Annotated in this window: 26 protein-coding genes; 22 read left to right on the top strand and 4 right to left on the bottom strand. The window is 48.0% G+C overall.

Features of this window, described 5'->3' with window-relative positions; translation table 11 throughout:
* Window positions 1-76: 76 nt before the first annotated feature.
* The gene (locus FBF28_01725; GenBank protein QJU08285.1) at window positions 77-448 is read left to right on the top strand and encodes a helix-turn-helix transcriptional regulator; all 372 of its coding nucleotides are present in this window, start codon (window positions 77-79) and stop codon (window positions 446-448) included.
* On the opposite strand, the gene FBF28_01720 is transcribed toward FBF28_01725, so the two are convergent.
* Window positions 443-748: a hypothetical protein gene (locus FBF28_01720; GenBank protein QJU08284.1), complete on the bottom strand. Its 306-nt coding sequence runs from the start codon at window positions 746-748 to the stop codon at window positions 443-445. The two genes, FBF28_01725 and FBF28_01720, sit on opposite strands and share 6 nt — an antisense overlap.
* A 220-nt stretch (window positions 749-968) precedes the next feature.
* Here FBF28_01720 and FBF28_01715 point away from each other — a divergent pair, with 220 nt between their 5' ends.
* Genes FBF28_01715 through FBF28_01670 form a run of 10 tightly spaced genes read left to right on the top strand, consistent with a single transcriptional unit; the run spans window position 969 to window position 10,855 of the window.
* Complete coding sequence (locus tag FBF28_01715; GenBank protein ID QJU08283.1) at window positions 969-1,313, top strand: hypothetical protein; 345 nt, start codon at window positions 969-971, stop codon at window positions 1,311-1,313.
* 7 nt (window positions 1,314-1,320) lie between these two features.
* A complete protein-coding gene (locus FBF28_01710) occupies window positions 1,321-2,838 on the top strand; it encodes a hypothetical protein (protein ID QJU08282.1) in 1,518 nt (505 codons plus the stop codon).
* Complete coding sequence (locus FBF28_01705; protein QJU08281.1) at window positions 2,835-3,380, top strand: hypothetical protein; 546 nt, start codon at window positions 2,835-2,837, stop codon at window positions 3,378-3,380. Before FBF28_01710 ends, FBF28_01705 begins: the two co-directional genes overlap by 4 nt.
* Window positions 3,310-3,957, top strand: a complete 648-nt coding sequence (locus tag FBF28_01700) for a hypothetical protein (protein ID QJU08280.1) — start codon at window positions 3,310-3,312, stop codon at window positions 3,955-3,957. The genes FBF28_01705 and FBF28_01700 overlap by 71 nt, the downstream gene beginning before the upstream one ends.
* Entirely contained in the window at window positions 3,926-5,716 is a 1,791-nt protein-coding gene (locus FBF28_01695; GenBank protein ID QJU08279.1) for a DUF87 domain-containing protein, read from the top strand. Before FBF28_01700 ends, FBF28_01695 begins: the two co-directional genes overlap by 32 nt.
* Complete coding sequence (locus FBF28_01690; protein QJU08278.1) at window positions 5,713-6,327, top strand: CHAP domain-containing protein; 615 nt, start codon at window positions 5,713-5,715, stop codon at window positions 6,325-6,327. Before FBF28_01695 ends, FBF28_01690 begins: the two co-directional genes overlap by 4 nt.
* Window positions 6,276-8,882 (top strand): hypothetical protein, encoded by a 2,607-nt coding sequence (locus tag FBF28_01685; GenBank protein ID QJU08277.1) that lies wholly within the window; start codon window positions 6,276-6,278, stop codon window positions 8,880-8,882. The genes FBF28_01690 and FBF28_01685 overlap by 52 nt, the downstream gene beginning before the upstream one ends.
* 51 nt (window positions 8,883-8,933) lie before the next feature.
* Window positions 8,934-9,974: a hypothetical protein gene (locus FBF28_01680; GenBank protein QJU08276.1), complete on the top strand. Its 1,041-nt coding sequence runs from the start codon at window positions 8,934-8,936 to the stop codon at window positions 9,972-9,974.
* Window positions 9,898-10,296 carry a DUF4325 domain-containing protein gene (locus FBF28_01675; GenBank protein QJU08275.1) on the top strand — a complete coding sequence of 133 codons (399 nt, stop codon included), beginning with the start codon at window positions 9,898-9,900 and terminating at the stop codon, window positions 10,294-10,296. The genes FBF28_01680 and FBF28_01675 overlap by 77 nt, the downstream gene beginning before the upstream one ends.
* Window positions 10,277-10,855 carry a hypothetical protein gene (locus FBF28_01670; GenBank protein ID QJU08274.1) on the top strand — a complete coding sequence of 193 codons (579 nt, stop codon included), beginning with the start codon at window positions 10,277-10,279 and terminating at the stop codon, window positions 10,853-10,855. The genes FBF28_01675 and FBF28_01670 overlap by 20 nt, the downstream gene beginning before the upstream one ends.
* Window positions 10,856-10,871: 16 nt before the next feature.
* On the opposite strand, the gene FBF28_01665 is transcribed toward FBF28_01670, so the two are convergent.
* On the bottom strand, window positions 10,872-11,102 hold the full coding sequence (locus tag FBF28_01665) for a hypothetical protein (protein ID QJU08273.1): 231 nt from the start codon (window positions 11,100-11,102) through the stop codon (window positions 10,872-10,874).
* 2 nt (window positions 11,103-11,104) lie between these two features.
* Window positions 11,105-11,602 carry a hypothetical protein gene (locus FBF28_01660; GenBank protein ID QJU08272.1) on the bottom strand — a complete coding sequence of 166 codons (498 nt, stop codon included), beginning with the start codon at window positions 11,600-11,602 and terminating at the stop codon, window positions 11,105-11,107.
* 300 nt (window positions 11,603-11,902) lie between these two features.
* On the opposite strand from FBF28_01660, the gene FBF28_01655 reads away from it, so the two are divergent.
* From FBF28_01655 to FBF28_01610, 10 genes are all read left to right on the top strand, one after another.
* Window positions 11,903-12,922: a hypothetical protein gene (locus tag FBF28_01655; protein QJU08271.1), complete on the top strand. Its 1,020-nt coding sequence runs from the start codon at window positions 11,903-11,905 to the stop codon at window positions 12,920-12,922.
* A gap of 170 nt (window positions 12,923-13,092) precedes the next feature.
* Entirely contained in the window at window positions 13,093-13,596 is a 504-nt protein-coding gene (locus FBF28_01650; GenBank protein QJU08270.1) for a GNAT family N-acetyltransferase, read from the top strand.
* A gap of 54 nt (window positions 13,597-13,650) precedes the next feature.
* Window positions 13,651-14,373: an ABC transporter ATP-binding protein gene (locus FBF28_01645; protein QJU08269.1), complete on the top strand. Its 723-nt coding sequence runs from the start codon at window positions 13,651-13,653 to the stop codon at window positions 14,371-14,373.
* On the top strand, window positions 14,370-15,629 hold the full coding sequence (locus FBF28_01640) for an ABC transporter permease (GenBank protein QJU08268.1): 1,260 nt from the start codon (window positions 14,370-14,372) through the stop codon (window positions 15,627-15,629). Before FBF28_01645 ends, FBF28_01640 begins: the two co-directional genes overlap by 4 nt.
* A 57-nt stretch (window positions 15,630-15,686) precedes the next feature.
* Window positions 15,687-17,744, top strand: a complete 2,058-nt coding sequence (locus FBF28_01635) for a PAS domain-containing protein (GenBank protein QJU08267.1) — start codon at window positions 15,687-15,689, stop codon at window positions 17,742-17,744.
* Between the two features lie 45 nt (window positions 17,745-17,789).
* Window positions 17,790-19,208 (top strand): response regulator, encoded by a 1,419-nt coding sequence (locus FBF28_01630; GenBank protein ID QJU08266.1) that lies wholly within the window; start codon window positions 17,790-17,792, stop codon window positions 19,206-19,208.
* Between the two features lies 1 nt (window position 19,209).
* Complete coding sequence (locus FBF28_01625; protein QJU08265.1) at window positions 19,210-19,929, top strand: rRNA pseudouridine synthase; 720 nt, start codon at window positions 19,210-19,212, stop codon at window positions 19,927-19,929.
* A 652-nt stretch (window positions 19,930-20,581) separates the two neighbouring features.
* Complete coding sequence (locus tag FBF28_01620) at window positions 20,582-21,028, top strand: hypothetical protein (GenBank protein ID QJU08264.1); 447 nt, start codon at window positions 20,582-20,584, stop codon at window positions 21,026-21,028.
* Between the two features lie 57 nt (window positions 21,029-21,085).
* Window positions 21,086-22,513 carry a ribosome biogenesis GTPase Der gene (gene der, locus FBF28_01615; GenBank protein ID QJU08263.1) on the top strand — a complete coding sequence of 476 codons (1,428 nt, stop codon included), beginning with the start codon at window positions 21,086-21,088 and terminating at the stop codon, window positions 22,511-22,513.
* 145 nt (window positions 22,514-22,658) lie between these two features.
* Window positions 22,659-22,880, top strand: a complete 222-nt coding sequence (locus FBF28_01610) for a hypothetical protein (protein QJU08262.1) — start codon at window positions 22,659-22,661, stop codon at window positions 22,878-22,880.
* 141 nt (window positions 22,881-23,021) lie between these two features.
* Here the strand turns inward: FBF28_01610 and FBF28_01605 are convergent, their stop codons facing one another.
* A complete protein-coding gene (locus FBF28_01605; GenBank protein ID QJU08261.1) occupies window positions 23,022-23,483 on the bottom strand; it encodes an NUDIX hydrolase in 462 nt (153 codons plus the stop codon).
* Window positions 23,484-23,642: 159 nt separating this feature from the next.
* On the opposite strand from FBF28_01605, the gene FBF28_01600 reads away from it, so the two are divergent.
* Window positions 23,643-25,073 (top strand): cysteine--tRNA ligase, encoded by a 1,431-nt coding sequence (locus FBF28_01600; protein ID QJU08260.1) that lies wholly within the window; start codon window positions 23,643-23,645, stop codon window positions 25,071-25,073.
* The last annotated feature ends 19 nt before the right edge of the window (window positions 25,074-25,092 follow it).

Genomic DNA, 25,092 nt, shown 5'->3' with positions numbered 1-25,092 from the left:
AATAAAAATCATTTCTGACAATAGATAATTCAGCCAACCCGCATTGTCAGAGTATCAACTATTGAAAGGGTCATCTATGGCAAAGTGTACGAGAAAAATATCATCCGATATAATATCAAACATCCTGTTTCGTAAATGGACACTTTCGATCGTCCAAACACTTGGAGGTGACACAAGGCGATACTCAGAGTTACACCGCTCTCTTCCGGATGTTACTCAAAAAGTTTTAACTGAGCATTTAAGAGCCCTTGAGCGCGCCGGCATCGTCCGGCGCTTTTTCTATCCAACCATTCCGCCACGAGTTGAGTATCAATTAACAGACATGGGCCTTGATCTATTGGAACTCACGAAGCATATTTCGGTATGGTGTGATTCTCACTATAGCGAGGTGCGTAAACATCAAAAGGAATATGACAGAAAAGATCGTCACGTAGAGTTTAGCTCATAGGTTACGATTTTTTGCAATCGTATCAAGAATTTCACGATGTCGTAGTTTTTCTTGTTTCTGTTTGCGGCCGCTACGGCGTAGTAGTCTATACGGGATAAATAGAACGCCAAAAATAATATAAATAATGACATACCAAATAGAAACAATCACCCAAGTAAATACGATAAGGATGATTGCCATGGGAATTGCTACAATCTTTAGTGCGCCACTAGTTTCAGTTATGTGCCAAATACGCTTCGCTGAACCAATAAAAGAAAGTGGCGAAGCTAGTATAATCTTCTCAGACTGCAACTTGTTCATAATTTTAGTATAATAAGACAACGTATCTGTGTAAAGCGACCTCTCCTCAATAGGACACTAACTGACATTTTCCTCAGTTAGACACTTACTTACCTAAAAGAAACTAACAGACTGAAGCCGCACTAAAGCACTTAGAAGTGTCGTCTTGTCAACTGCCACCCTAGCTGCTAACGTAAAAATAACAGAGACAAACAATGGGTTTAATCTCTGAAGAAGGGAGTTGGGGGTGCCAGGGAAAATCTATTATATAGCAGCAGCAATTGTCATAGTTGGCCTACCGTTTGTAGTTGCAGACATAGCGTCAGCCGCTCCGGCTGGGGTAGGTAATGTAGAAAACTTTATCAGAAGTATCATACAGGTGATTGCGGGGCTTGCTGGCCTAGTCGCGACCGGATTCTTCGTTGCCGGTGGATTTACCTATATCACCAGTTCTGGCAATCCCGAACAGCTTGATAGAGCCAAGCGAACAATTACCTGGTCGGCAATCGGCTTGGCGATCGTCATAGCCGCATTTGTTTTAGCGAATATCGTGACGACGCTAGCGCGACAATCCTTCGGAGGATAACCCGCCGATGTTAGAGTTTGGCGACGCTCTAATGAATAGCCTGATGCTGTTTGCGGATACGACTGGCGCGATAAAAACTGTACGTGACTACGTTCTGCCAACAGTGAAGATCTTATCCGGTATTGCATCATTAGTCTGTGCTTTCTTTTTGGCACACGCCGGATATATTTATATGACCAGCAATGGCAAACCAGACCGCATGGAATACGCCAAAGATATTGCTAAAAAAGCTGTGATAGGGCTAGTTATCGTGCTCGCCGCTGTCACGATTGTCTCAATTCTGACTGGATCGTATAAAGCCCCCCAAGATCCAGGTAGCGCAACCCTACCAAATCTACAAGCCGTCACACCAAAGTCTGAAAATAATGGGCTCATCGAGATGATAGTCAAAGCCATAACAGGGCTATTGGCAATGATTATCAACGCTATCGCTTCACCGTTTCTCAACGCACTTGAGTTCTTCACTAAATCAACACCACTCATGACAGGGAATAAGACTGTTTTTAATCTATGGCTAGCTATGGTCGGAATTGCTGATGTATTACTGATCCTAACCATAGCATTAATCGGTTTTCATATAATGAGCGCTTCGGGTCTTGGTCTTGACGAGGTTGACGTCAAACATCTGTTACCGCGAGTGGCGGTAATATTTTTACTGATGAACACCTCAATATTCTTAATTGATAGCATCATTAGTTTATCAAATATCCTCATATCGGCGGTAAATCAAATTTCCGGTGCCTCAACCGTATGGAGTACTCTTATTAAAGTCGTTGAGAAAACATCGGGCCAGGGCGTTGCCGCCTTGCTCATTATGGTGGCATTTTTAATCTGTTCAGTTATATTGCTGGTGTATTATGTCATGCGCTTAATTACTTTATTTATAGGCACAGTATTATCACCACTTGTTAGTATGTTGTGGCTTATCCCCGGCTTTCGTGATTTTGTCGAGACATCAATGAAAACATTTTTATCGACCATTTTTGTTTTGTTTGTGCATGTAGTTGTTCTACAGCTCGCAGCCTCGCTCTTCTCCGGTATGGCGACTGTCTCTGGAAATAATGCGCTACCCGACACGCTAATGGCTATGATAGCAGGCATCGCAACGATCTTAACTCTATTAAAAGTTCAAGGCGTTATGATGCAGTTTAGTTTTGTCAGCATGGGTGCCCGCAATATGAAAAAATTGGGCGGCCAATTTATGAACGGCATTAGCCATATGACAGGTGCCGGCTCAAGGGTCGTAAATAAGACGACTCAGCGCGTCAAGAACACTACCTATACTGCCAAGAAGGCGCGTATACATTCCACTGTAGAAACGGTTGCTCGTCAAACAAAATCGCCCATAAAGGTGAATTACCTGAATAAAAGAGGTGATGCTGAAATAACATACGCCGTAAATCCACGTAGCAAAAATAGCACGACCGTGGTTACTACGCCTGAGACAAAACCACTAAAAACTGGTGCGACTTATCGGGCTAGATCAAGCAAAACTATAGCAAAATCTCGAGGTAAAAAATCATGAAGACAACTGTCGTGCCCGCACAAGTTACTACAGTTGAAGATCGCATCATTGGTCGTCTGGGGTTTTCGCAGATACTACTTTTGATTATTCCTGTATTTTTTAGTGCCGGCACTTTTACTTTGTTACCACCAATATTAGAAAGCGCACTGTACAAATATATTTTAATAGCCATCCTGCTATTGATATGCATCGTTCTATCTATAAGGATTCAAGGAAGAATTGTAGCCTTGTGGTTAATAATGATCTTGCGCTACAATACTCGTTCAAAATATTATGTGTGCGATAAAAATACAACTACCCTAAGAGAACGATATTCGGATATTAATCAGACAGAAAATACCGTGGCTCCAGTCTCAGAAGTGAAACATCACACATCTGAGTTGGCGATTGCAGACTCAATAAAAGTTCGTAGGGTCATTGATAATCCAGCTGTAAAGATGCGTTTTGAAACCGATAAGAAAGGAGGCTTTCATGTTCGGCTTACGGAAGTCGACCACCAAATCAAGTGCGCGCCAGCAAATCGCAATCAAAGGGGTGCGTGATGGTATTTTGTCGCTACCTGATAACAATTACCGATCAATCCTGTCTGTTTCAGCACTAAACTTTGAGCTAAAAAGTGACGAGGAGCAAGATGCGATTATTGATACTTATGAAAGTTTCCTTAATTCTATTGGCTGTCCGATCCAGATTTTAGTACGTACTCGCGAGATAGACATGGATGACTATCTAGAAAACTTAAATAATCGACTGAGCGGTGAAACGACACAAATTTACCGTGATCAGTTAAAACATTATGGCGAGTTTCTTCACTCGCTTATTACAAATAATAAAATTTTAACACGGCATTTTTACATAATTGTGCCGTATCACCCGAATGGAAACACTGATTTTGAGCTAATACAAGAACAGCTGAAGTTAAGGACGGACATCGTCTCTAAGGGTATAGCGCGACTTGGTATGCGAACTGAGATGCTCAATAGTTTAGAAGTCCTGGACCTGTTTTACAGCTTTTATAGTCAAGATCAATCAAAAATACAGCCACTTACTGAGCATATACTACAGGCCATTCACTCGGAATTAGTAAGACATGGAGCAAAATACGATGATCAAGAACGGTAAGCTCTCAATAAATCCTAAGCAACTCGCGAGTTCGCTATATGCGCCTATCTTACGTCGTAAGCAGCAAAGAGCCGCTCGAAAAAAGGAGCTAGATATTATGTTCGGCGAGCAGGACATGCTTGATACGCTATCGTATGCTGGGCTAGAGGAGAATGTTGACCACCTTTGCATTGATGGCACATACATCCGTACATTGTATATTTCAGGCTATCCATTTGTGGCCAGTTCCGACTGGATGGATAGCCTGATTAACTTTAATCACAACATTGACATCAGCTACCACCTGCACGAGGTTAATGCGCATTTGGCGCTGCCAAAACTAAACCGTAAAATTACAGAGCTAGAGTCGACACGCCGTGCCATAATGCGTGAAGGACGAATTATTGGCTCGGAAATAATAGACCCCCTTGAGTCGGCGATTGATCTTCGTGATAAGATTCAGCGTGGCCAGGAAAAGTTATTCCAGATGGCAATTTATGTAGCAATTCGTGCTGAGAACAAAGAAGAATTAGACAAAACAACAAAGCTCCTAGAGGCAAATTTATCAACTCGCTTATTTTATTCCAAAGTTGCACGCTACCAGCAGCTTGAAGCACTGCAGTCGATTCTACCACGTGCAGAAGACCAACTGGCTCAAAAACGTAATCTTGACAGTTCAAGTGCGGCTTTAGCTTTTCCGTTTATGTCTTCAGAGTTAGTGCAGGAATCTGGTATCCTTTACGGGATTAATAAGTCAAACAACTCACTCGTCATTCTAGACCGGTTTAGCCTACATAATGCAAATTCAATCACCTTTGCTCAGTCCGGTGCCGGCAAGAGCTACGCTACCAAAGTCGAGATTTTACGACAACTCATGCAGGGGACTCGTGTTATCGTAATCGATCCGGAGCGTGAATACAGGCGACTAACCGACTCTGTAGACGGTACGTATATCAAGCTATCGGCCAAAAGCAAGCAAAAAATCAATCCTTTTGACTTGGCCACGACATGTCATGAAATAGAAGATTTATCTGAGCACACACAAGATCTTATGGATGTCATTAGCCTCATGGCCGAAGGTTTAACGGCACGCGAAAAGGCAGCTACCGATAAAGCAATCATTAAGGTATATCGACAGACTAAAAAGCAGCAGCCATTACTTGAGGATTTATATGCCGAGCTACGAAAACTGGGACAGCTAAAGTTATGTGAGAAATTAGAAAAATACATCTCTGGATCATTGGCGGATGTATTCAATGCGCAAACCAATGTTAAACTTGATAACCGCCTCGTTATCTTTGATATAAAAGATCTTCCAGAAAATTTACGTCAGATTATGATGCTAATCATATCTAACTTTGTAAAGAATCAGGTTATGGCAAAACCTGAAAAGCGCCTGCTGGTTATTGATGAGGGCTGGATTTTACTGCAGCACGAGGAGTCTGCGCGATTTGTGGCAGGATTGGTGCGTCGAGCACGTAAATATTACTTGGGAGTTTCGATTATCTCTCAGCAAGCAAACGATTTCCTAAAAAATGAATATGGCAGGGCGATTGCCTCACAAAGTGCCTTACGCATCTTAATGAGACAAGATACAACTACTATCAAAGGCGTTGTTAACGAGTTTAATCTCAGTGAGTACGAGCAAAGCTTTTTACTAACATGTGAGCGTGGCGATGCGCTGCTCATTGCTGACCAGAATCATGTTGCTGTTAAAATTGTCGCAGCGGACAAAGAGCACCCGCTTATCACGACCGATCCACGGGAGCTGTATTCATGATAAATAGCCCCGTTTCAATATTTGGAGTTGATAGTAGTTTTCGACCCAAGAGAATTCTCACGCTCATCATAGCGATTATTGGTTTTATCCTGCTAATGCCAATGGTTGCTATCTTTTCTCTTGGCCTTCCGGTACTGAGTTTCCTAGCGAATGCACCGAGTGCAAAGGCGGCTGAAGAGCGCGGATTTTATAATGGTGGGGCAATGCCTGACAATATCTACGCCTGGGGCAATTGTACCTGGTGGTCGTACGCCATGCGTAAATGGGCCGGTAGTCCAATTCCAAACAACTGGGGTAATGCAAATACATGGGACGACTATGCACGACGTGATGGTTATATAGTTAACCATACACCGGCGGCTGGTGCAATATTCCAAACTGATGCTGGTGGTTATGGCTACGGACACGTAGCCTATGTTATAGCGGTTAATCAAATCAGTGGCGAATGGAAAATTTCTGAGATGAATGCTAAAGGACTTAATGTTGTCTCTCAGCGCACTTTCACAAAAGAAGCTGCCAGCTCGTATAATTTTATACATAACAAACCAGGAGTACAGCAGTGGAATCCACAGCCGATTACGTTGCCACCACCTTACGGGTTGGGTCGATAGTATTAGTCGTGCTCAGCGCTATCGTTGTTGTAGTGCCGCTGTTTTTGCTGATCCGAATCGCAGTTAACCGTCGCTATCTACGAACACGCAGCACAGTGTGGCTCGAAATTGTACCCCCAGCTAGCGTTTTCAGAACTCCTGAGGCTACCGAGCAATTATTCTCGGTAGTTCACGGTACTAAATCTACTCGAAGCCTCAAGGATCGTTGGCTTGATCGTAAACCGGTGATGAGCTTTGAAATTACTTCAACGCGCCATGGTGGCATACGCTACTTTATACAAGCCGAGCAAAAACATATTGATATGCTACAAAAATCCATAGTTGCGTATCTTCCAGATGTAAAGGTTAGACAGGTGAAACGAACTATTAGTGAACCAGATCTAGTACTTGAATATAAGCAAACCAGCCATTATGTATTGCCACTAACCTTAATGTCAAAGCCCGAGCGGTATGATCCTCTTAGTTACGTAACAAGCGCTATGTCTAGTCTACAAAATAATGAAGAGGTAACTTTGCAATTGGTTGCGATACCAGTTCATTTACGCGAAGCGGAGATACTGTCTCATAAAATTTTGGGCAACGAAAATATATTGCAGCAAGTTAATAATAAAAACTCTTCTATTGCTGGTAAAGTAGCTCAGGTTATTGGTCGAGTGTCGTCCGAAGTGACGGGTACGGCTAGTGAAGTATATGCTGGCATTACGACAAATCACCGTGCAGCATATAATATGCAGCGTCAGAACTATTATCAAATCCCACAGAAGATTATCCGAGAAGATCGTCCAACGCGAGTATTGAGCGCGTTTGAACTGGAATTGATGGAGACAATGCATCAAAAAGTTACTAAACCACTATTTCAGGTTTCGCTGCGTATTTTGATCAAAAGCCCTCAGGCAAAACATTATGCCAGAGCAATTAAGTCCGCTATTGCCGGCTATAGCGTACCGCCATATCAAGCGCTTAAGCCTAAACTGCCTCTACCGATCCTATCAACAGTTCGTTGCCACGCTGCCATAGCGCGACTGCCTTCACTATTTCGTAAATCAAGTATCATCTTAGCCTCAACCGAGCTCGCCAGCTTATATCATTTCCCCTTAAGCTACGCCAATAAGACCGACAATCTCGTTACATCACTCAGCCGAACACTGCCGGCACCAATTTCTTTGAAAAATAATCAAGATTTTTCAGTTATCATTGGCGTAAATTATCATCACGGAATTACTACCTCAATAGGCCTAACCAGTGCAGAGCGTGAACGACACCAGTATATAGTCGGTGGTACCGGAAGCGGTAAAACGACAATGTTACAGTATCAGATTGTGCATGACATGAAAAATGGAAGGGGTCTAGCGGTTATTGATCCTCATGGAGACATGGCCGAAACGATATTACGACACGTGCCGCGAGAGCGCATTAAAGATGTAATATACTTCAATCCTGATGACTTAGAATATCCAATCGGCTTGAATTTATTGGAATTATCTCCTGGTTTAACTGGTACTGAGTTGATGCGCGAGAAGGATTTGATAACTGAGTCTGTTGTTTCAGTCTTTCGTAAAATTTTTAGCGATGAGGATTCGGGCGGACATCGGATTGAATATATACTAAGGAATGCCATACAAACAGCACTCACTCAGGACAATGCTACACTGTTTACGGTCTTTGACTTGCTTAACGATCCAAAATATCGCCGTAGGGTCATCAAGACAATTGAAGACTCTAACTTGCTTAATTTTTGGAAAAATGAATTTGGCAAAGCTGGCGATATGCAGAAAGTAAAAATGGCAGCAGGGATTACGGCGAAAATTGGACGTTTTCTATTCTCGGCATCGGCACGACAGGTTCTTGAACAACCAAAATCAACGATTAATTTTGACGAGATCATTAACTCGGAGAAGATACTTATCTGTAATGTGTCGAAAGGCTTACTCGGTGAGGATACGTCTGAGTTATTTGGTATTACCATACTTGCGAAGCTTCAGCTCGCAAGTCTGCGGCGCGCCCGATTGCGACAATCGGAGCGTCGCGCGTTCTATATTTACGTCGATGAGTTTCAAAATTTCGCCACAACCTCATTTGTGCAAATGCTATCTGAAAGTCGTAAATATAAAGTTTTCATGATCATGGCAGAGCAGTCTACTTCACAGCAAAGCGACCAGCAGACGGTCAATATAATTCTAGCTAATGTCGGCACGATTGTTTGCTTCCGAACTGGAAACCCGCAAGATGAGCAGCGCTTGCTGTCGATGTTTAGCCCGTACATTGAACCGGGCGAAATCGGCAACCTGCCTGCATATAATTATTACGCTAGGCTGGCGGCGGTGCACGCGCAAGAGCCGCTATCTGGGCAGACTTTACTACTGGAAAATGAGGACGATGAGTCGGTGCGAGATGAAATTGTTAAACACTCACGAAAGGAATTTGCCAGGAAGCGAGAAGAGATTTCTGGGCGAAAAAGTTCTAGCGGGGATGTGCCAAGAAAAGGTACCAAAACCAACAAACAGGCAAAGAAAAAATCGCAGGTCATGACGGAGCCGATGATAGATGAGATGTAATTGAACACAATAATCTAAGCGTACGCGCTATACGCTATAATAAGTACATCTATGAGAAAAATTAAAGACAGAGAAAAGCTGCAAAGAATAGCTCGCAAGAGGCATCGCCGAGAGTTAAGGGCTAGATACTCTCATGACAATAGGCTCTTGAAATATCATCGGTTACGTGAAAAAGGCACAAAGAATATATCCTACACGTCAATGGATGCTCCGACCGATTTCTCTATATTAGACAACAGAGACAGTGTAATTAAATACTTCAATACTGTAAAATGCATGTTGGATCAAGAAGAATATACACAGATAAATCTACGTAAGATAACCTCGATCGACCTTCCTACATTGTGCTTGTTGGGTGCGTTTATGCTGGATAGAAATACAAAATCAAAATACCTAAAAGTAACGAGCCCCCTTTCAAATTCCGCAGCATACAGGTTTTTCGAGGAGGCACAGTTTGAAAATATGATTATTAAGGAGAGAATACCAGATTTTAACAGTGGAGCATTCTTATCTCGAAGTGAAGATGAAGTCAACGAAGAGGCAATTAGTGATATATTAACGAAAACTGTCGATTATTTTGGAGAAAACAGTAAACAAAGACTGCGAGACCTTCCTCCAATAATTATTGAGATCGTAACAAATACCGCGGATCACGCCAATCCAGATAGCAGCTACACCCTCCCTTGGATCGTTAACACGTATGAAACCAAGAATAACAACGGAGACAAGGTTAAACAATACTGCATAATAGATATGGGCGTTGGTATTTACGAAACTCTAATTGATAAGGCTAATAGCCAGCAGCAAGGAAGATCGCCATGGTGGCATACGATAATCAAGCGAGAAAGCTCTCAAGGCGAGTTCTTTAGACAAGCTATACCAAAAGGCCTACAAAGTCGCACGGCTTTACGACAGAGAGGTAAAGGTATAAAATATATATACGATACAGTAAGCGGTGACGATATGTATAAAAGATTTGAGATAATTACAAACAAAACTAAGGTTAACCTAGTTAATATTGGTAGTATTGAGAAGGATTCATCTGAAAGCCTGTCAGCTACAATATACTACTGGGAGGTTTGTGTTGAGTAATAGAATAAAAATAAGCGTTAGCGACTTCACAACCCTACCGGGCGCCAGATATAAAAGCGACGGTGACGGTTCTGCTGAGGAGTTTTTTGATAGTTATATTAAACAATACCTCAATGATAAAGAACTTATACTTATTGATTTCGACAATACTTGGGGGTACGCATCTTCATTTCTATCAGAGCTTGCATTAGAGATATCACAACAGTGCAAACAGGACGGTCTAGATGTACGAGAAAAGATAGAAATCAAAAGCGATGACGAGCCTGGATTAACAGAGAGGTTCTGGGGCTATATTGATGAGAGTGCCGATATCAACAGTTAAGAGCTTCTCTTTGGTTGCCGTATGGATTCTCATAGGAATTCTAATTGGAGCTGTAGGGTATCACTTTTTGTTTAATTATAAACTCATGTATATCGATACAAAAGTAGACCTAGGATCTGTTATTGCTCTATTGGCATTGGCAATATCAGTCTCTGTAACACCTTTTATTATAGATAGAAAGTTAAATAATCAACGAAGTTATGAGGCAATGGTTTGTGGAGAAATTGAAGAAATCATTAGATTATTAGAAGCTGTCGATAGCCTCTACCTTGAAACATACGCCAAAGAGAGCATAAGTGAAGAGAATGTGAAGCAACTACGTAGATTAATACGTAAAATACAAAATAGGATGGACACTATATTAGGAGAGTCAAGCCCTCTGTTGACCGATTTTAAGGAGAAGATAGGGTCCCCGTTTGATAGAAGTGCATATCCAGCCCTAACCGATAAGTTTCAGAAAGGAGCACAATTGTCTGAAAGCGATTATCTAAACGCTCTCAACCAGATAGAATCCACGATTAGCGCCTTGAAGACAAAACGCTATAGAATATACCGCTAATCAAATCAAAGGTGTATTATTGATTGCTCCTGCTCTTTGTTTTATATTCCTTCAGGAATTTCTCAAAATCAAACCCCTCACTCCTACTAGCAACATGTGCAAATCGCTGCATGAATTTCAGAAATCCGACTGCGTATTCGCGATTGGCGTTTTCTGGGTCGTGAAGCTCCAGGTAGTAGATCGTTTTCTGGATCGTTTCTTCGTCTTCGTACAAATGAAGATTCTTGATCGTCTCCTCGTCGTTCATAATTATTTCACCTCCATAAATTTATTTAAGCCGATAAAATCTATCAACATTTCCGCCTCAAGTACAGATGTTGTCCTTCTCATTATCTCACAACTGTCGCGATATGAGAGAATATTTAGGCTGCCTTCGTAAATAACTTCTCTATCAATGATGGCTAATTTGCGGTGATGTTTGACTGTAAAAAGCACTTCGACGCCTACTGATTGTAGTAAACTCAGAGACTTTTGGGCTTGTAGTCTGTATATTTCGTCGTGTTCTTCAAGTGGTTTGGTGTTAAGTAATATTGTCACGCCGCGCTTTTTGAGTCGGTGAAATATTGGAATAAATTTTTCGACTCGGACAGTTCTGAGAAACGGACTTTCGATGATAATGCTTTTTCGGGCTTTTCGTAAATCGCGCATAAGTTGGTTATCGAAAGTGTTTTGGTCGTAGAGTTTTGAGTTTGATTTCCGTAAATTAAACATCACGCTCCTCCAAATCAGGCAAATACACATCGCCATTTTTAATGGCCATACCCAGCTCCTTGAAGCGATCTCGCAGCGCAAACATATCGCGAAAAAGGAGTTCCATATTTATATTTGTAGGCTCACCAATATGGAATCAAGCGGCTCTTTGGAATCTTTTTTGTTTGTTTTTCAACTTGCAAACGTCTGTCCTGAATTTGCAGCTTTAAAAATCAAGAATACCTAGCGCTTAAAGGTAAATAGTAAACGAGCTAACGAAATCTACCACACCTCATTCGAGAGGCTTAATGCTGTTGCGAGTTGATAGTATATTATTAATGGTATAATTTTATTATAATGACTAATTACGATGAAGAGAACAGTGTAGATACTACTCCTGTTGGCACTGTGTATGTTACGGGTAGTTCAGTAGATAAGGGGCAGGTTGACTTAGAAAAAACAGTTCAATACCTTAAAGGTCTTGAGAAGGCATTAAAATTCTTTATTGCAAAAACTAGCCCTGAAATTGCGCAAAGTAGCTATTCTATTGAGGTTCGCATTCGTTCGGGGTCTCTTGTTACAGACATTATCACAATTGGGTGCTGGGCGGCGGGTACTGGTGTAGTTACCGTCGGTCTTGGGGCTTATGTAAAAACAGCGGCAGAGCAAATGGCAAAAAACGATGTGGGAGAAAAAACAACTAAGGATATAGCCAAAAACGCTCTGCGAGCGATGAAGACTGTTGTCAGGCTGGCAAAACATAGAGGGTCTATGATGACTGGGCACATTTTTAAGCCTAGTGAGACTAAAGTTATAGATGCCGATAATATTATTATCATAAATGGACGTGGTGACAAGCTTACTGTGACGAAATCTGAACTGGAATTATACAGGGATACACCAAAAAATAAGTTCAAAGATATGATGTCGCTTGTGGATGAAGAAACTCAGATTTATATAGATGATAAGCCAATTGATAGAGATAGCATACCCGATGACGCAGTTACGATTAACTTTATGGAAAGGAGTATATTTGATGATAAAGACGAAGCTGTTGACGATAACATAATATTTCCTGAACTCATACAAGATTCTGTTGTTACCCTTGAAGGAGAATTGACGAGAGGGAATGGCATAACAAACACCCTGGGATTTTCTTACTGTGGTCGAATTCTCAAATGTATTCCATATGGTGGTGACAGCGTAAAGAGCTATAGAGATATGCTTTTTGGCTATGTAAACATTACGGCTGTTGTAGATAGAAGGTCTACGACAAAGGGGTCAGTAGCTATTCTCAAAAAGCCCGTACTGCGCATTATGAAAATTGAGAAAATCGAAGAGAACGATAACGATTTCGAGCAAATTAGTCTTATATAGTTTACTCAAGTTCTAGTGTTATGACACGTGTATTATCATCAAGGTCGTAGGTCGTTTTGAGAGTCTTATCTATGTAATTTATTTCATATAACTTATACTAACACTTGGACTATTAATTATAGTAATCGCCTCAATACAATTTACCGTATTTGATACTAGGAGAAATAATCATGACAATCCGCCCCTTCCATCCCAAAGACCGCGCTGCAGTCGATCAGTTGGCGATCAAACTGCACGCGCATTTCGCGCAGGTTGATAACACGGCGGAGTCGCTGCCGTTCGCTAGCCCGCGAGACGCGCACGGCTACATGCAGCGGATGATTGACGATAGCGAGAATATGAACGGCGCGATGTATGTTGCCGAGGAGAATGGCCAGGTGATCGGCTTTGTTCAAGGCGTGATTATCGATCATCAACCTGGTCGGGACGCCGTTTTCGATGCGGTGCATACGCCGCGAAAAGACGGCTGGATCGGACTGCTCTATGTCGAGCCAGAACAGCGCGGCAGTGGTATCGGGCGAGCCTTGATGGATGAAATGAAGCGTTATTTCCAGAGTAAAAATTGCGATACCTTGCGGCTAAAAGTACTGAGCGGCAACCAGCGCGCCATAGTGTTCTATGAAAAATATGGTCTTACGGCCCGCGAAGTGGAAATGGTAACAAAACTACGGTAGGTTTTTCGGGATCTCGGCTTGAAGCGGCGCCCCACCGCGCGCTATACTGATACTATGGCCCGCGAAATTCTTACCATTGAGCATCTCAGCAAGACGTACGGCTCGGGTGATAGCGCCACGCATGCGCTCAAGGACGTCAGTTTTTCGATTCGTCACGGCGATTTTCTGATGATCACAGGGCGCAACGGTTCGGGCAAATCGACCTTTATGCATCAGGTGGCGATGTTGGATCGCCCCGATAGCGGCACAATCTGGTTTGATGGTAGGGGTGACGAGACACCAGCGATAGAGATCACTCAGCTGCCAGAAAAACAGCAAATTGAACTGCGCCTGCGCCAAGTTGGCTATATTTTTCAAGAGTACGCCCTGATTCGTGAGCTCACCGCCCTAGAAAACGTCATGTTACCGCGGCTGATGTGGTGCTCGGCGAAGATTGCTAAGCAAAAAGCCCTGCAAGAACTAGATCGTGTTGGTCTAAAGGACAGAGCGCGCCACCTACCATCGCAATTATCTGGCGGCGAACAGCAGCGCGTGGCGATTGCCCGGGCGCTGGTCAATGAGCCGCACATTATCTTTGCCGACGAGCCGACGGCTAACCTAGATACGGTTGCCTCAAAGAATGTTATGGAAACGTTGAAAGAAATTAACGCCAGCGGCATAACCTTGGTGATGATCTCGCATGAAGCTGATGAGCTAGCCTACGCCAAGCGGCAAATCGTGTTTGAAAACGGCAAACTAAAAGGCGAGCGTCGGCCTGCAGCCGGGAGGCTACTATGAGCCAGTCTCACAAAACGCAGGAAGCGCAAACGCCGCGCCAGCCCAAGAACAACCTGTGGCGCGAGTTCTTGCTGGGTTGGCGATTGATGCGGCAGTACATCGTGCGCGGCCGTAAGTGGACACTGGGCCTGACGACGCTGCTGGTGGCGGTGGCATTCATCAATCTAGCCTTTATATCGTCGCTGCTAGCTGGCGTCACCTCGGCGATTGAATCGCAGATCAAGAATCTGATGGTCGGCGAAGCCTATATCGATGTCAAAAAGCCCGGCGAGTACATCACCAACGTTGATGATAAGCTGGCCGAGATCAAACGCATTGACGGCGTGACGGCGGCCGACAAAATCCTGGCTGTGCCGGCAGTATTAGGATATAACGATGACAAGCAAGTACAGGCTCGGATCAATGTCGTTAATCCGCGAGACTTTCGCCAAACCCTGGAGGTCGCTAACCGCGTGTCGGACGGAACGTTTTTGACGGGCGACGACGAGATCGTGCTGGGCAGCCGGTTGCTCGAGAGAGGTTCGCTTGAGGGGGTTAAAGTTGGCGATCGGGTAACGATAAATGTTAACGGTAAAAAGGTCGACGTTAAGGTCGGCGGTATTACCTCGACGAAGTTCTATAATGCAGATATTCAAGCGTACATCTCGCGCGGTTTATGGCGCAAGCTCACCAGCGGCATGCCGAGCCGTTTGGCAGCTGGCGAGAACGATGCCAGTATGATCGTCGTGCGCACCAGCCGCGGCAAGGAGGCGTCGGTGCAACGAGCACTTACTGACCTGAACTATCCGGGCCTGCGCGTTCACGATTGGCGCGACGGAGCGACGGTTATGGATACGATTACCGGTAGTTTTCAGTCGCTCAACGCCATTATGCTGATAGTCGGCATTATCATTGCGGCGGTGACGATCTTCATCGTGATTTATGTTGACATCATCAACAAGCGGCGGCAAATCGGCATTCAGCGGGCAATTGGCGTCAAGCCGCGAGTGATCGTCTTTAGCTACGTTCTACTAGCGCTATTTTATGCGGTGTGCGGTATAGCGGTCGGCTTGGTAATTTTCCTCGGTGGACTAGTGCCATATGTAGTGGCGCATCCGTTCAGTCTGCCAATTGCTGACGTGACACTCAACATATCGTGGTGGGAATTGCTATTCCGTGCCGAGGTTGTGCTAGTAGTCGCCATTATCAGCGGTGCCATCCCCGCCATCATGGCCTCGCGAATGAAGATGCTCGAGGCGATTTTAGGGAAGGGCTGAGCGGCCCCTCAGGGCAGCCAAATGCGTACCATGCTTGACTTGCCATGACGTGGCTCAATGTGGGTATCATTTTTGCTCGTCTCGGTCTATAATACAAGCATGAAGTGGGCGGGGGATGTTTCGCAGGTCGGTGAATTGTCGCGATTTTGGCTGCGGCGACTATGCGAGGCGGCCTTGTTCGTCGGGCTGGTCATCGTCCTCCTCTACGCTTGGGCGCGCTTTATCCCGACCGGCTACCGGCTACCCATCGGCGAAGCCATCACTGACCTCGCCGCCGCCATCGGCGCTCTCGTCAGCCTCACCGCCCTCATCCTCTGTCTGTGGCTACCGCGACGAGCCATCACCGCCGTATCCATCGCTGTCTATGGCTTGATTATCCTTGCCGTCGGCTCACTGGTTGCCACCAGCGGCTTTCTGGCCTCGCCATTCGCCGCCGCCTGGCTCAGCGCTGCGGTATTCGCCGGCTTCTTTGGCTGGCCCGTCGTCCTCGGCATCAGTCTCCTCGTCGTCACCGCCATCACCACCGCCGCCATCACCCAGCACGCCAGCCTCATCGCCACGATTGGCGCCCTATTTTTTGGCCTGGCGCCACTAGCTCTTGGCTTTATCATCTGGCGCCATCAGCCGCGCGTCAGCAAGCTCGGCGACATTTCTGAACTCCGCACCAAGCTATCCACCGCCGAAGGCACCTCTGACATCGTCATTAACGCCATTGATGACGGCGTGCTGGCTATCTCGCGCGAGGGCAATATCGAACTCATTAACCCCTCAGCCCAGCGGATCATCGGCTGGAACCAAGGCGACGCCCTTGGCCTCAAATGGCAAAGCGTCATCCAACTCGTCACCGCCGACGGCAAAGACGTCACCGTCACTGAAAACCCGGTCATGCAATCACTGATCAATAATCGGCCAGCACACTCCGACAAATTGCTCCTCCGCACCGCCTCTGACAAGCAAATCCTCGTCTCCATCGTCGCCTCACCAGTTGGCAAAGATAGCGAAGGCATCATCGTCGTCTTTCGCGACATCACCAAGGAAAAAGCCGAGGAGCGCCAGCAAGCTGAATTCATCTCTACCGCCAGCCACGAAATGCGCACCCCCGTTGCCTCCATCGAGGGTTATCTCGGCCTGGCCCTCAACCCAGCCACCGCCCACATCGATGACAAGGCACGCGACTTCATCACCAAGGCCCACGCCTCAGCCCAGCACCTCGGTCGGTTATTCCAAGACCTGCTTGATATCAGCCGCGCCGAAGACGGCCGCCTCAAGAACGAACCGCAGATTATCAATATCACCACCTTTGTCGGCGAGATTTTTGAGGGCTTGGCGCCACGCGCCGCCGAAAAAGGCCTCGTCTGCACCTTCCGTCCGGACGCCGCCGCCACTGTCCAGCCAGCATACTACGCCAACGTCGATGCCGATCACCTCCGCGAAGTTGTTTCTAACTTGATCGAAAACGCCATCAAATACACGCCCGACGGGGAAGTGGTTGTAGATATCACTGGTGATGATAAAACGATCACCATCAGCGTCCAAGACAGCGGTATCGGCATCCCCGCCGAAGATGTGCCACACCTCTTTCAAAAGTTCTACCGCGTCGATAATTCCGACACCCGCGAGATCGGCGGCACCGGCCTCGGTCTGTATCTCAGTCGCCGCCTCGCTGAGGCGATGTCTGGCCGCCTATTCGTCATCAGTGAATACCGCAAGGGCAGCACTTTCTTTCTCGAGATTCCTCGCACCCGAACCGACGAGGCCATGCGCCAATTACCAACCACTCCCGCGCCTGCCGCCCTACCACTGACCACCGAACCGCCAACCGCTGTCGCCGTCCAGCCGACCGTCCCGATCAACGCCACCCAACCGGACGCCGCCGGTACCGTCCTGACTAAGCCGGCCACACCGCCGGTGCCACCGCCCAACTTTAGCCCGCTGCCGCTGATGTTCACGCCACCACCTGAACCAACCACTCCCGCGCCCGCTATGCCATCCACACCGCCCGACCCAGCCCCCGAGCCTCTTGCCACACCCACACCCCCTGAACCAACCGCTACGCCCACGCTATCAACACCACTCGCCGCCCCAGAACCAGACGCTGCCCAACAAAAACCATAACCACTATAGTATTTTGGCGCAAACTTCGGTATAGTAGGGGTAGTTATGACAAAGATTTTACTAGTAGAAGACGACAAAAGCCTGCGCGAGATTTACGGCGTCAGGTTACTAGCTGAAGGCTACGACATCGTTTCAGCGGGCGACGGTGAAGAGGCCTTGGCTATGGCTATCAAAGAACGCCCGGCCTTGATCGTCAGTGACGTGATGATGCCCAAGATTTCTGGCTTTGACATGCTGGATATCTTGCGCTCGACCACCGAGACACGCGACGTCAAAGTCATCATGATGACCGCGCTGTCATCCGAAGACCAGCGGCAACGTGGTGAAGCCCTCGGCGCTGATCGCTACCTCGTCAAGTCACAAGTCGGCATCGAAGACGTGGTGCGCACGGTCCACGAAGTGCTCGGCGACGCGCCAGTCGCACCAGCTCCGGCCGCAGAGCCCGTAGCAGCTGGCGCGCCAACCACCCAGCAAGACGCCTCGGCAGTTATTTTGCCATCACCGGCAGAGATAGCAGCTGCCGACGCGCAGGCTCGACAGTTCTTAGATGAAATTTCTGCCGTCCCCGTCGAGCAGCGCACAGTCCTCGAAAGCGATAAATTCGCTGGACCAATCGCCACACAAGTTGTCACCCCGGCACCGACCGCACCGATAACTCCAACGGCCCACGATGGTTCAGCCATCACACCCGCTCAAGCTAATCCAGACAATTCGACCCCTCCAGCAACTGACCCGGCGCCGTTCGTCTTGCCGAGCGCCGCGCTGGCACCGGCAGCCCCATCCGCATCGACTGAGCAAACCGCCGAGCCGGCCACCACAGAACCAGTGATGCCAGCCGACCCAGCACCAACTCCAGCACCCGAGGTAGAGCAACCTCCGGTCTCTGACCCAGCGCCGACCCCATCCCCTGAGGCGGCACCGACCACCCCGGCCGACGCCCTGCCAGAGCCAACAGCGCCAGTCTCATCACCATCGCCACAGCCGACCAGCCATGGTGGTGAGCGGGTGATCCAGCCACTGAGCCAAGAGCCACAGCCAGACATGTCCAAGATGATGGAGCAGGAGCTCAGCGATCAGCTCGAGTCTATGCAGGCCTCGCCGCAGCCAACGCCAGATTCAGGCGACTTCACGCTGCCGACGTCTGATGCTATGGCGGGGCCGCACGGCGACCTGACGCTTGATGCACTCGAGCCGCTGCCGACGCCAGCCGATAACCAGCCACTTGATACCGGTACCGCGATCAATGCCGAGCTCGCCAACACGGCATCATCACAACCACAAGATGACGATACACCATTCGTCCTGCCCACCCCGGCACCGATGCCAACTGATCCAACCTCGACCCCAACGCCTGAGCCAGAGCAGACCTCAACCCCTGAAGGAGAGCCATCGCCCGCGGCACAGCCAACGACACCCCAGCCACCGACCAACGCCTTTCCGCCGCAGCCACCGGTAGCCTCCTAGTATGACGACACCAACGCAAGCATCCGATTCTACCGATTCATCTGCCCAGCGCCTCAACAAATTCGTGGCGCTGGCACTCGGTGTGTCGCGCCGCCAGGCTGACGAGCTGATAGAGCAGGGCAATGTTACGGTGAACGACCAGCCCGCCAAGCTGGGTCAACGCATTACCGCAACCGACATTATTCGCCACGACAACAAACGACTCACCGCCCAAACCCACCAGCTCATCCTCCTCCATAAACCCATCGGCTACCTCTGTTCGCGAGCCTCTCAAGGTGGTGTACCGACCATTTATGAATTATTACCGGTCAGCCTCCACCACCTGAAACCCGTCGGTCGCCTGGACAAAGACAGCTCCGGACTAATTCTCCTCACTAACGACGGCGACTTCGCCCATCAAATGACACACCCGTCGTTTTATAAAATGAAGCGCTACCTGGTGACGCTCGACCAACCGCTCCAGCCGCTCCACCGGCAAATGATCAATGACTTTGGCGTACAGCTACCTGACGGACCCAGCCGCTTGACGCTGGAACGCCAGCACGAGGGTGACGACCACCGCTGGATCGTCCAGATGAGCGAAGGTCGCAACCGCCAAATCCGCCGTACCTTCGCTGCCCTCGGCTACACCGTCACCAAACTCCACCGCACAGACTTTGGCAATTACACTCTCGGTGACATCAAACGCGGGGAATTTACCGAAGGGCCACTGACTAACTAGGCCTCCTCAGGCGCCAAAAACGCATATTATACCACATTTTTGACAAAATCCATTGACATTTTGTTCTATTAGTGATATATATATCAGCTTTTGCTCAAAGTTTAGTCTAAGGGCGAAAGTCGCCCTTTAGCTTTGAGCTTTTCGTTAAAAGAGAGGTGCGAAGTGATTGTTATTTGTCTTGCGGTGTTTGTGTTCAATGTTTCCGTTGCGATCTACACCTTGACAGTGGGAATCCTGATCAGTACGGCCGGGGGGTCGTGGAGTTCCATCGCTATCCTCGTAGGGGGAGCAATGATAAACCTCATCAGCGCCACACACATGATCAGAGTTACTGAGGAGGTGATCAAGAAGAAAAAGGAGAAGCAGGGCTAACAGCCCACCGAAAATAGCTCGCCGTATGCGCTCAATCTGATTGAGACAATATGATGTTGTCTCTCGGGTTGAAAACTCGCATGCAGCTTGAGCTCGTTCGGTGGGCTATTTTCATTGCTTCCCGCCAAAAACCCCACGCCTCTATCACATATGTTTACACATTGCCCACGGCCACCAGTAAGCATAGGGAATTCCAACGGATTAGTTTGTCATAGCCCTACACAAATTGTATAATCTATATCATAAATACAGAGCATACAAAGGAGTAATCGTGAAGAATATGTCAGAACTTCCAAATGGTGGTAGCGAATCATTATGGCGAAAAGCAGGAGCAGTACTTGGTGTTGTGGCCACTACCGCACTATTTATATCAGGCTGCAGCGCACCGAAAGAAAAGACGGAAGTAACCAGTACAGCACAAGAGCAGGAAAGCCCTACGGCTGACACAAAGACAGATTCAAGAGGCAACCCCGATCTTGACTGGAAGGTTGTTGATAAAGGCTGTGCTGGTGGCGACGACTGCGAGGAAGGGGAATTGAGTGCTTACTCACATATAGCAAAAGCCTGCAATGGACCTACGCTGTTGTATCGATATTACAACGCTAATTCAAGAACAGGCAGCATCACCGCCATCCCTAACAGCCCTGAATGCGGTTACACTCCGCCAACACCAACTAGTCCTGTACCAAGCATTGAAGCGACAACCACTCCAACAAATAGTAATTAAGCCTTATAACGCTCATCCTCGCCAAATCCTCACACCTCTGGTATAATAGGCGTAATTATGTCTCATAAATTACCTACCGTCGCCATCATCGGCCAAGCTAACGTTGGCAAAAGTTCACTGTTCAATCGCTTGACGCGCGCCCGCACCGCCATCGTTGCCCGCGAAGCCGGCACCACCCGCGACAACGTCGTTGGCAAAGTTTCGTATAAGCGCCGCGCTTCATCTCCTGACGAGGCAAGCCAGGCTGAGTTCTGGCTCATCGACACCGCCGGCCTCAAGCCCGCCGAAGACGAATTCGAAGCCACCATCCAAGACCAAATCGCCGACGCCTCCGCCGCTGCCGACGTCATCCTCGTCATGGTCGATTCCACCGTCTACCCATCAGACGCCGACCGTCAACTGGCCAAAAAAGCCCTCAAAAGCAGCAAGCCCGTCCTCCTCATCGCCAATAAAGCTGACCTCAAAGGCTCGCTCCACACCGACGAATTCAAACGTCTCGGTATCAAAACCATCATCAAAACCTCTGCCGAGCACAACATTGGCATCTCCGAGCTACTCGACAACATTGCCGATCTCATTCCGCCAGCCACTGCCGCCGAAGCTGACGACATCATTCGCGTCGCCTTGATTGGCCGGCCAAATGTCGGTAAAAGTAACTTGTTTAACACCTTGGCGGGCAAGCAGCAAGCCATCGTCGCCAATGTCGCCGGCACCACCCGCGACGTCAACCGTGTCCAAGTCCGCTACCATGGCCAGACCATCGAGCTACTCGACACCGCCGGCATTCGCCGCCAAGGCAAGCAAGAGACCGGCATCGAAAAGTTCTCAGTCCTACGCACCATGCAGGCTATCAACGAAGCCGACGTCTGCTTCCTGCTGATGGACGTCAATGAATTAAACGTTGGGTTGGATCAGCGCTTGGCTGGCATCATCGACGAAGCAGGCAAGGGGCTCGTGCTGGTGGTCAGCAAATGGGACTCCGTCGAAGGTAAAGACGCCTACACCCGCGACGAATTAGCGCCGCAAATCAGCTATCATTTCAAATTCACGCCCTACGCACCGCTGATTTTCACTTCATCAGTCACCGGCCAAAACGTCGCCAAATTGTTCGACCTAGCCCTCGATATTTATAAGCGCCGCCGCCAAGAATGCAAAACCCGGATCCTCAACGACATCTTGCAAAAAGCCGTCGCCGCTCATCCGCCAGCTGGCCTAAAGAACTCGCATCCAAAGCTCCGCTACATCGTCCAGACCGACACAGCACCGCCATGGTTCGTCATCTACGGCAGCAACCTGAAATTCGTCCACTGGAGCTACAAACGCTACCTGGAGCGGACTTTACGCGAAGCTTTCAACTTCGCCGGCACACCCATCAAATTATCTTTCCGCGACGAAAAACAGCTCAAAGCCAACCGCGAACGCATCGCCCGCGGCCTGGCACCGGTCACCAAAGCCTACAAGCAAGCCAAAAACGCCGAAAAATAGACACTACTATCTCATTAACAAAATACTTTGACATTTTATTCTATTAGTGGTATGTTATACGTAAGCTTCTAGCTCAAGGTTATCATCTTAGGGCGGAAGTCGCCCTTTAGCTTTGAGCTTTTTCTTCTCGAGAAAGGATAAAGGTATGTCCAAGCGTGAATTCGTCGTGTGGGAAATTGTCTTCATTCTCATCCTCGTGTTCGGGGTCTGGCTGATTAGCAATAATGTATGCCTCAGCCCTGACGGATGTCTAAGGGGTTGCAAGCAGGGTGACGACCACCTCGCTGCATGGGTGTACGTTGTTACGGGGGTCATCGGGATCGCCGCCACGGCTTGGGGGGCCGTGGTGGAACATAGAGAGAAGTAACAGGGGGCCGCCCACCGAAAATAGCTCACCGAACTGGGCTCAAACTGGTTGAGATGCATCACTTGCATTTCCTGGGTTGAGACATATCCAGTTCTGGTTTGAGCTCGTTCGGTGGGCTATTTTCATTGGAGTGGGAATGATTTAACTATATCTCTCGATAATCCGCCTCGGTAGCGACTCGCATAATTTTTGGACAGCCTCAACCATAGGGGTGACTGTCTCAATCTTTGGTTCAAACTGATCTAACTCACGTAGGTTCACCCACCGATATTCAGAATACTCATCATTGAGCATAATTTCACCGCCAATAAACCGGGCATAATAGTGCGGCAGTACCATGGCCTGTCCATTAGTTTTGACAAAATATTCATTAACGCTGATGTTCGTCACCACCGCAATTTTAGCAGCCGAGCCAATTTCCTCATTTTTCTCCCGCCGAAGACCATTCACTAGGCCGCCATCCGTCGACTCCAACTTGCCGCCAATAAACGAGAACACGCCATCATAATCAGCCTCCCCGCGGCGCCTAGCGAGCAGCACAGCAGAGCCGTCTTGATTGAATAGCACTATTTTTTGACAGTACTGAAACAATGTTGTATCCATATATCACCTTTCTCGCCTTACACTTCCTAGGATCATCATACCATAGGCACGGGTAGATCTTACAGCCACCCAGATAACGACTGAGATACGGGGTAACATCCAGTTGCAGCGGAGCGAGGTCGCTCGCCAATCTCTGCTTTTTCCTGTAAAATAAGAGTAATGAAGCTCCACAACACCCTCACTCGCCATAAAGACAAACTCCAGCCGCTCGACGGACGGACGGTTCGCATGTATACCTGCGGGCTGACGGTGTATTCGCAGCCGCACATTGGCAATTGGGTTGGCTATATTTATTGGGATGTATTGGTACGGTTGCTGCGCTGGCAGGATATCTCAGTTATTCGGACGCAGAATATCACCGACGTTGGGCATTTGACCAGCGATGATGATAATGGTGAGGATAAGATGGAGAAGGGTGCGCGCCGCGAGGGCAAAACTGCCTGGGATATCGCCGAGCAGTACATCGCCATCGCCGACCACGAAGCCTACGAGGTGCTGAAACTGGTGCGGCCCGACCACTTAGTCCGGGCAACGGACTATATCCAGCAGCAAATTAACTTTGCCAAGGGGCTAGACGAGAAGGGATTTTTGTACAAGATTGACGGCGACGGTATGTATTTTGATACGTCGCGGCTGCCGGATTATGGCAAACTCGCGCGGCTGGACATAGCCGGACTAGAAGCCGGCGCGCGAGTCAGCGTCGAGGGCAAGCGCAACATCACCGACTTCGCTGTCTGGAAATTTTCACCGACAGACGCCAAGCGCGACATGGAGTGGAACAGTCCATGGGGCGTCGGTTTTCCGGGCTGGCATTTAGAGTGTTCGACGATCGCTCGGGAGACGCTAGGTGATACAATCGATATTCACACCGGCGGCATTGACCACATTCCGGTACATCACACCAACGAGATTGCTCAGAGCGAGAGTCTGACTGGGCAGCAATTTGCTCAACTTTGGCTGCACAATAACCACATCAAAGTTGATGGTCGCAAGATGAGTAAGTCGCTCGGCAATATCATCACTCTCAGTGACATCACGGCACGCGGCTTTAGCCCGATGGCGTTTAAGCTAGCAATTCTCAGCAAGCATTACCAAACCGAAGGTAATTTCACCTGGGAGATTTTGGAAGCAGCCCAGGCGCGGCTGGATCATTGGCGCAGCTATGCGGCGCTGCGGCATCAGACGCACGACACGCTGGATGACGACGATGAGAAGGATGAGCAGGAAGGTACGGTGTCGCTATTAGCAGCGCGGCAGGCGCTCGTTGAAAAGCTGAATGATGATTTGGATACGCCAGGGGTCTTGGCGCTGATCGACGAGGCATTTTCACGGCTGGATCACGCGCCACTGGAGAAAATTCACCGCGGCGGTTTATTGCAGCTACTCGAGGCGGTCGACGAGGTTTTGGGCCTAGGACTGATGGACGGTACGCCAGACATTGATGATGAGGCCAAGCGACTCATCCTCGAGCGTCAGCAGGCTCGCCGCGCCAAAAACTGGCAGGCCGCCGACGACATTCGCGCTCAACTCGACGAAAAGGGCATCGCCCTACGCGACACCCCATCTGGTCAAGTTTGGTCGTACCGATAATCCCGATAATCTCTCGGCC

This window comes from Candidatus Saccharibacteria bacterium oral taxon 488, from assembly GCA_013099195.1.
Taxonomy (GTDB): domain Bacteria; phylum Patescibacteriota; class Saccharimonadia; order Saccharimonadales; family Saccharimonadaceae; genus Nanosynbacter.
This window is presented reverse-complemented; position numbering and strand designations above follow the sequence as displayed.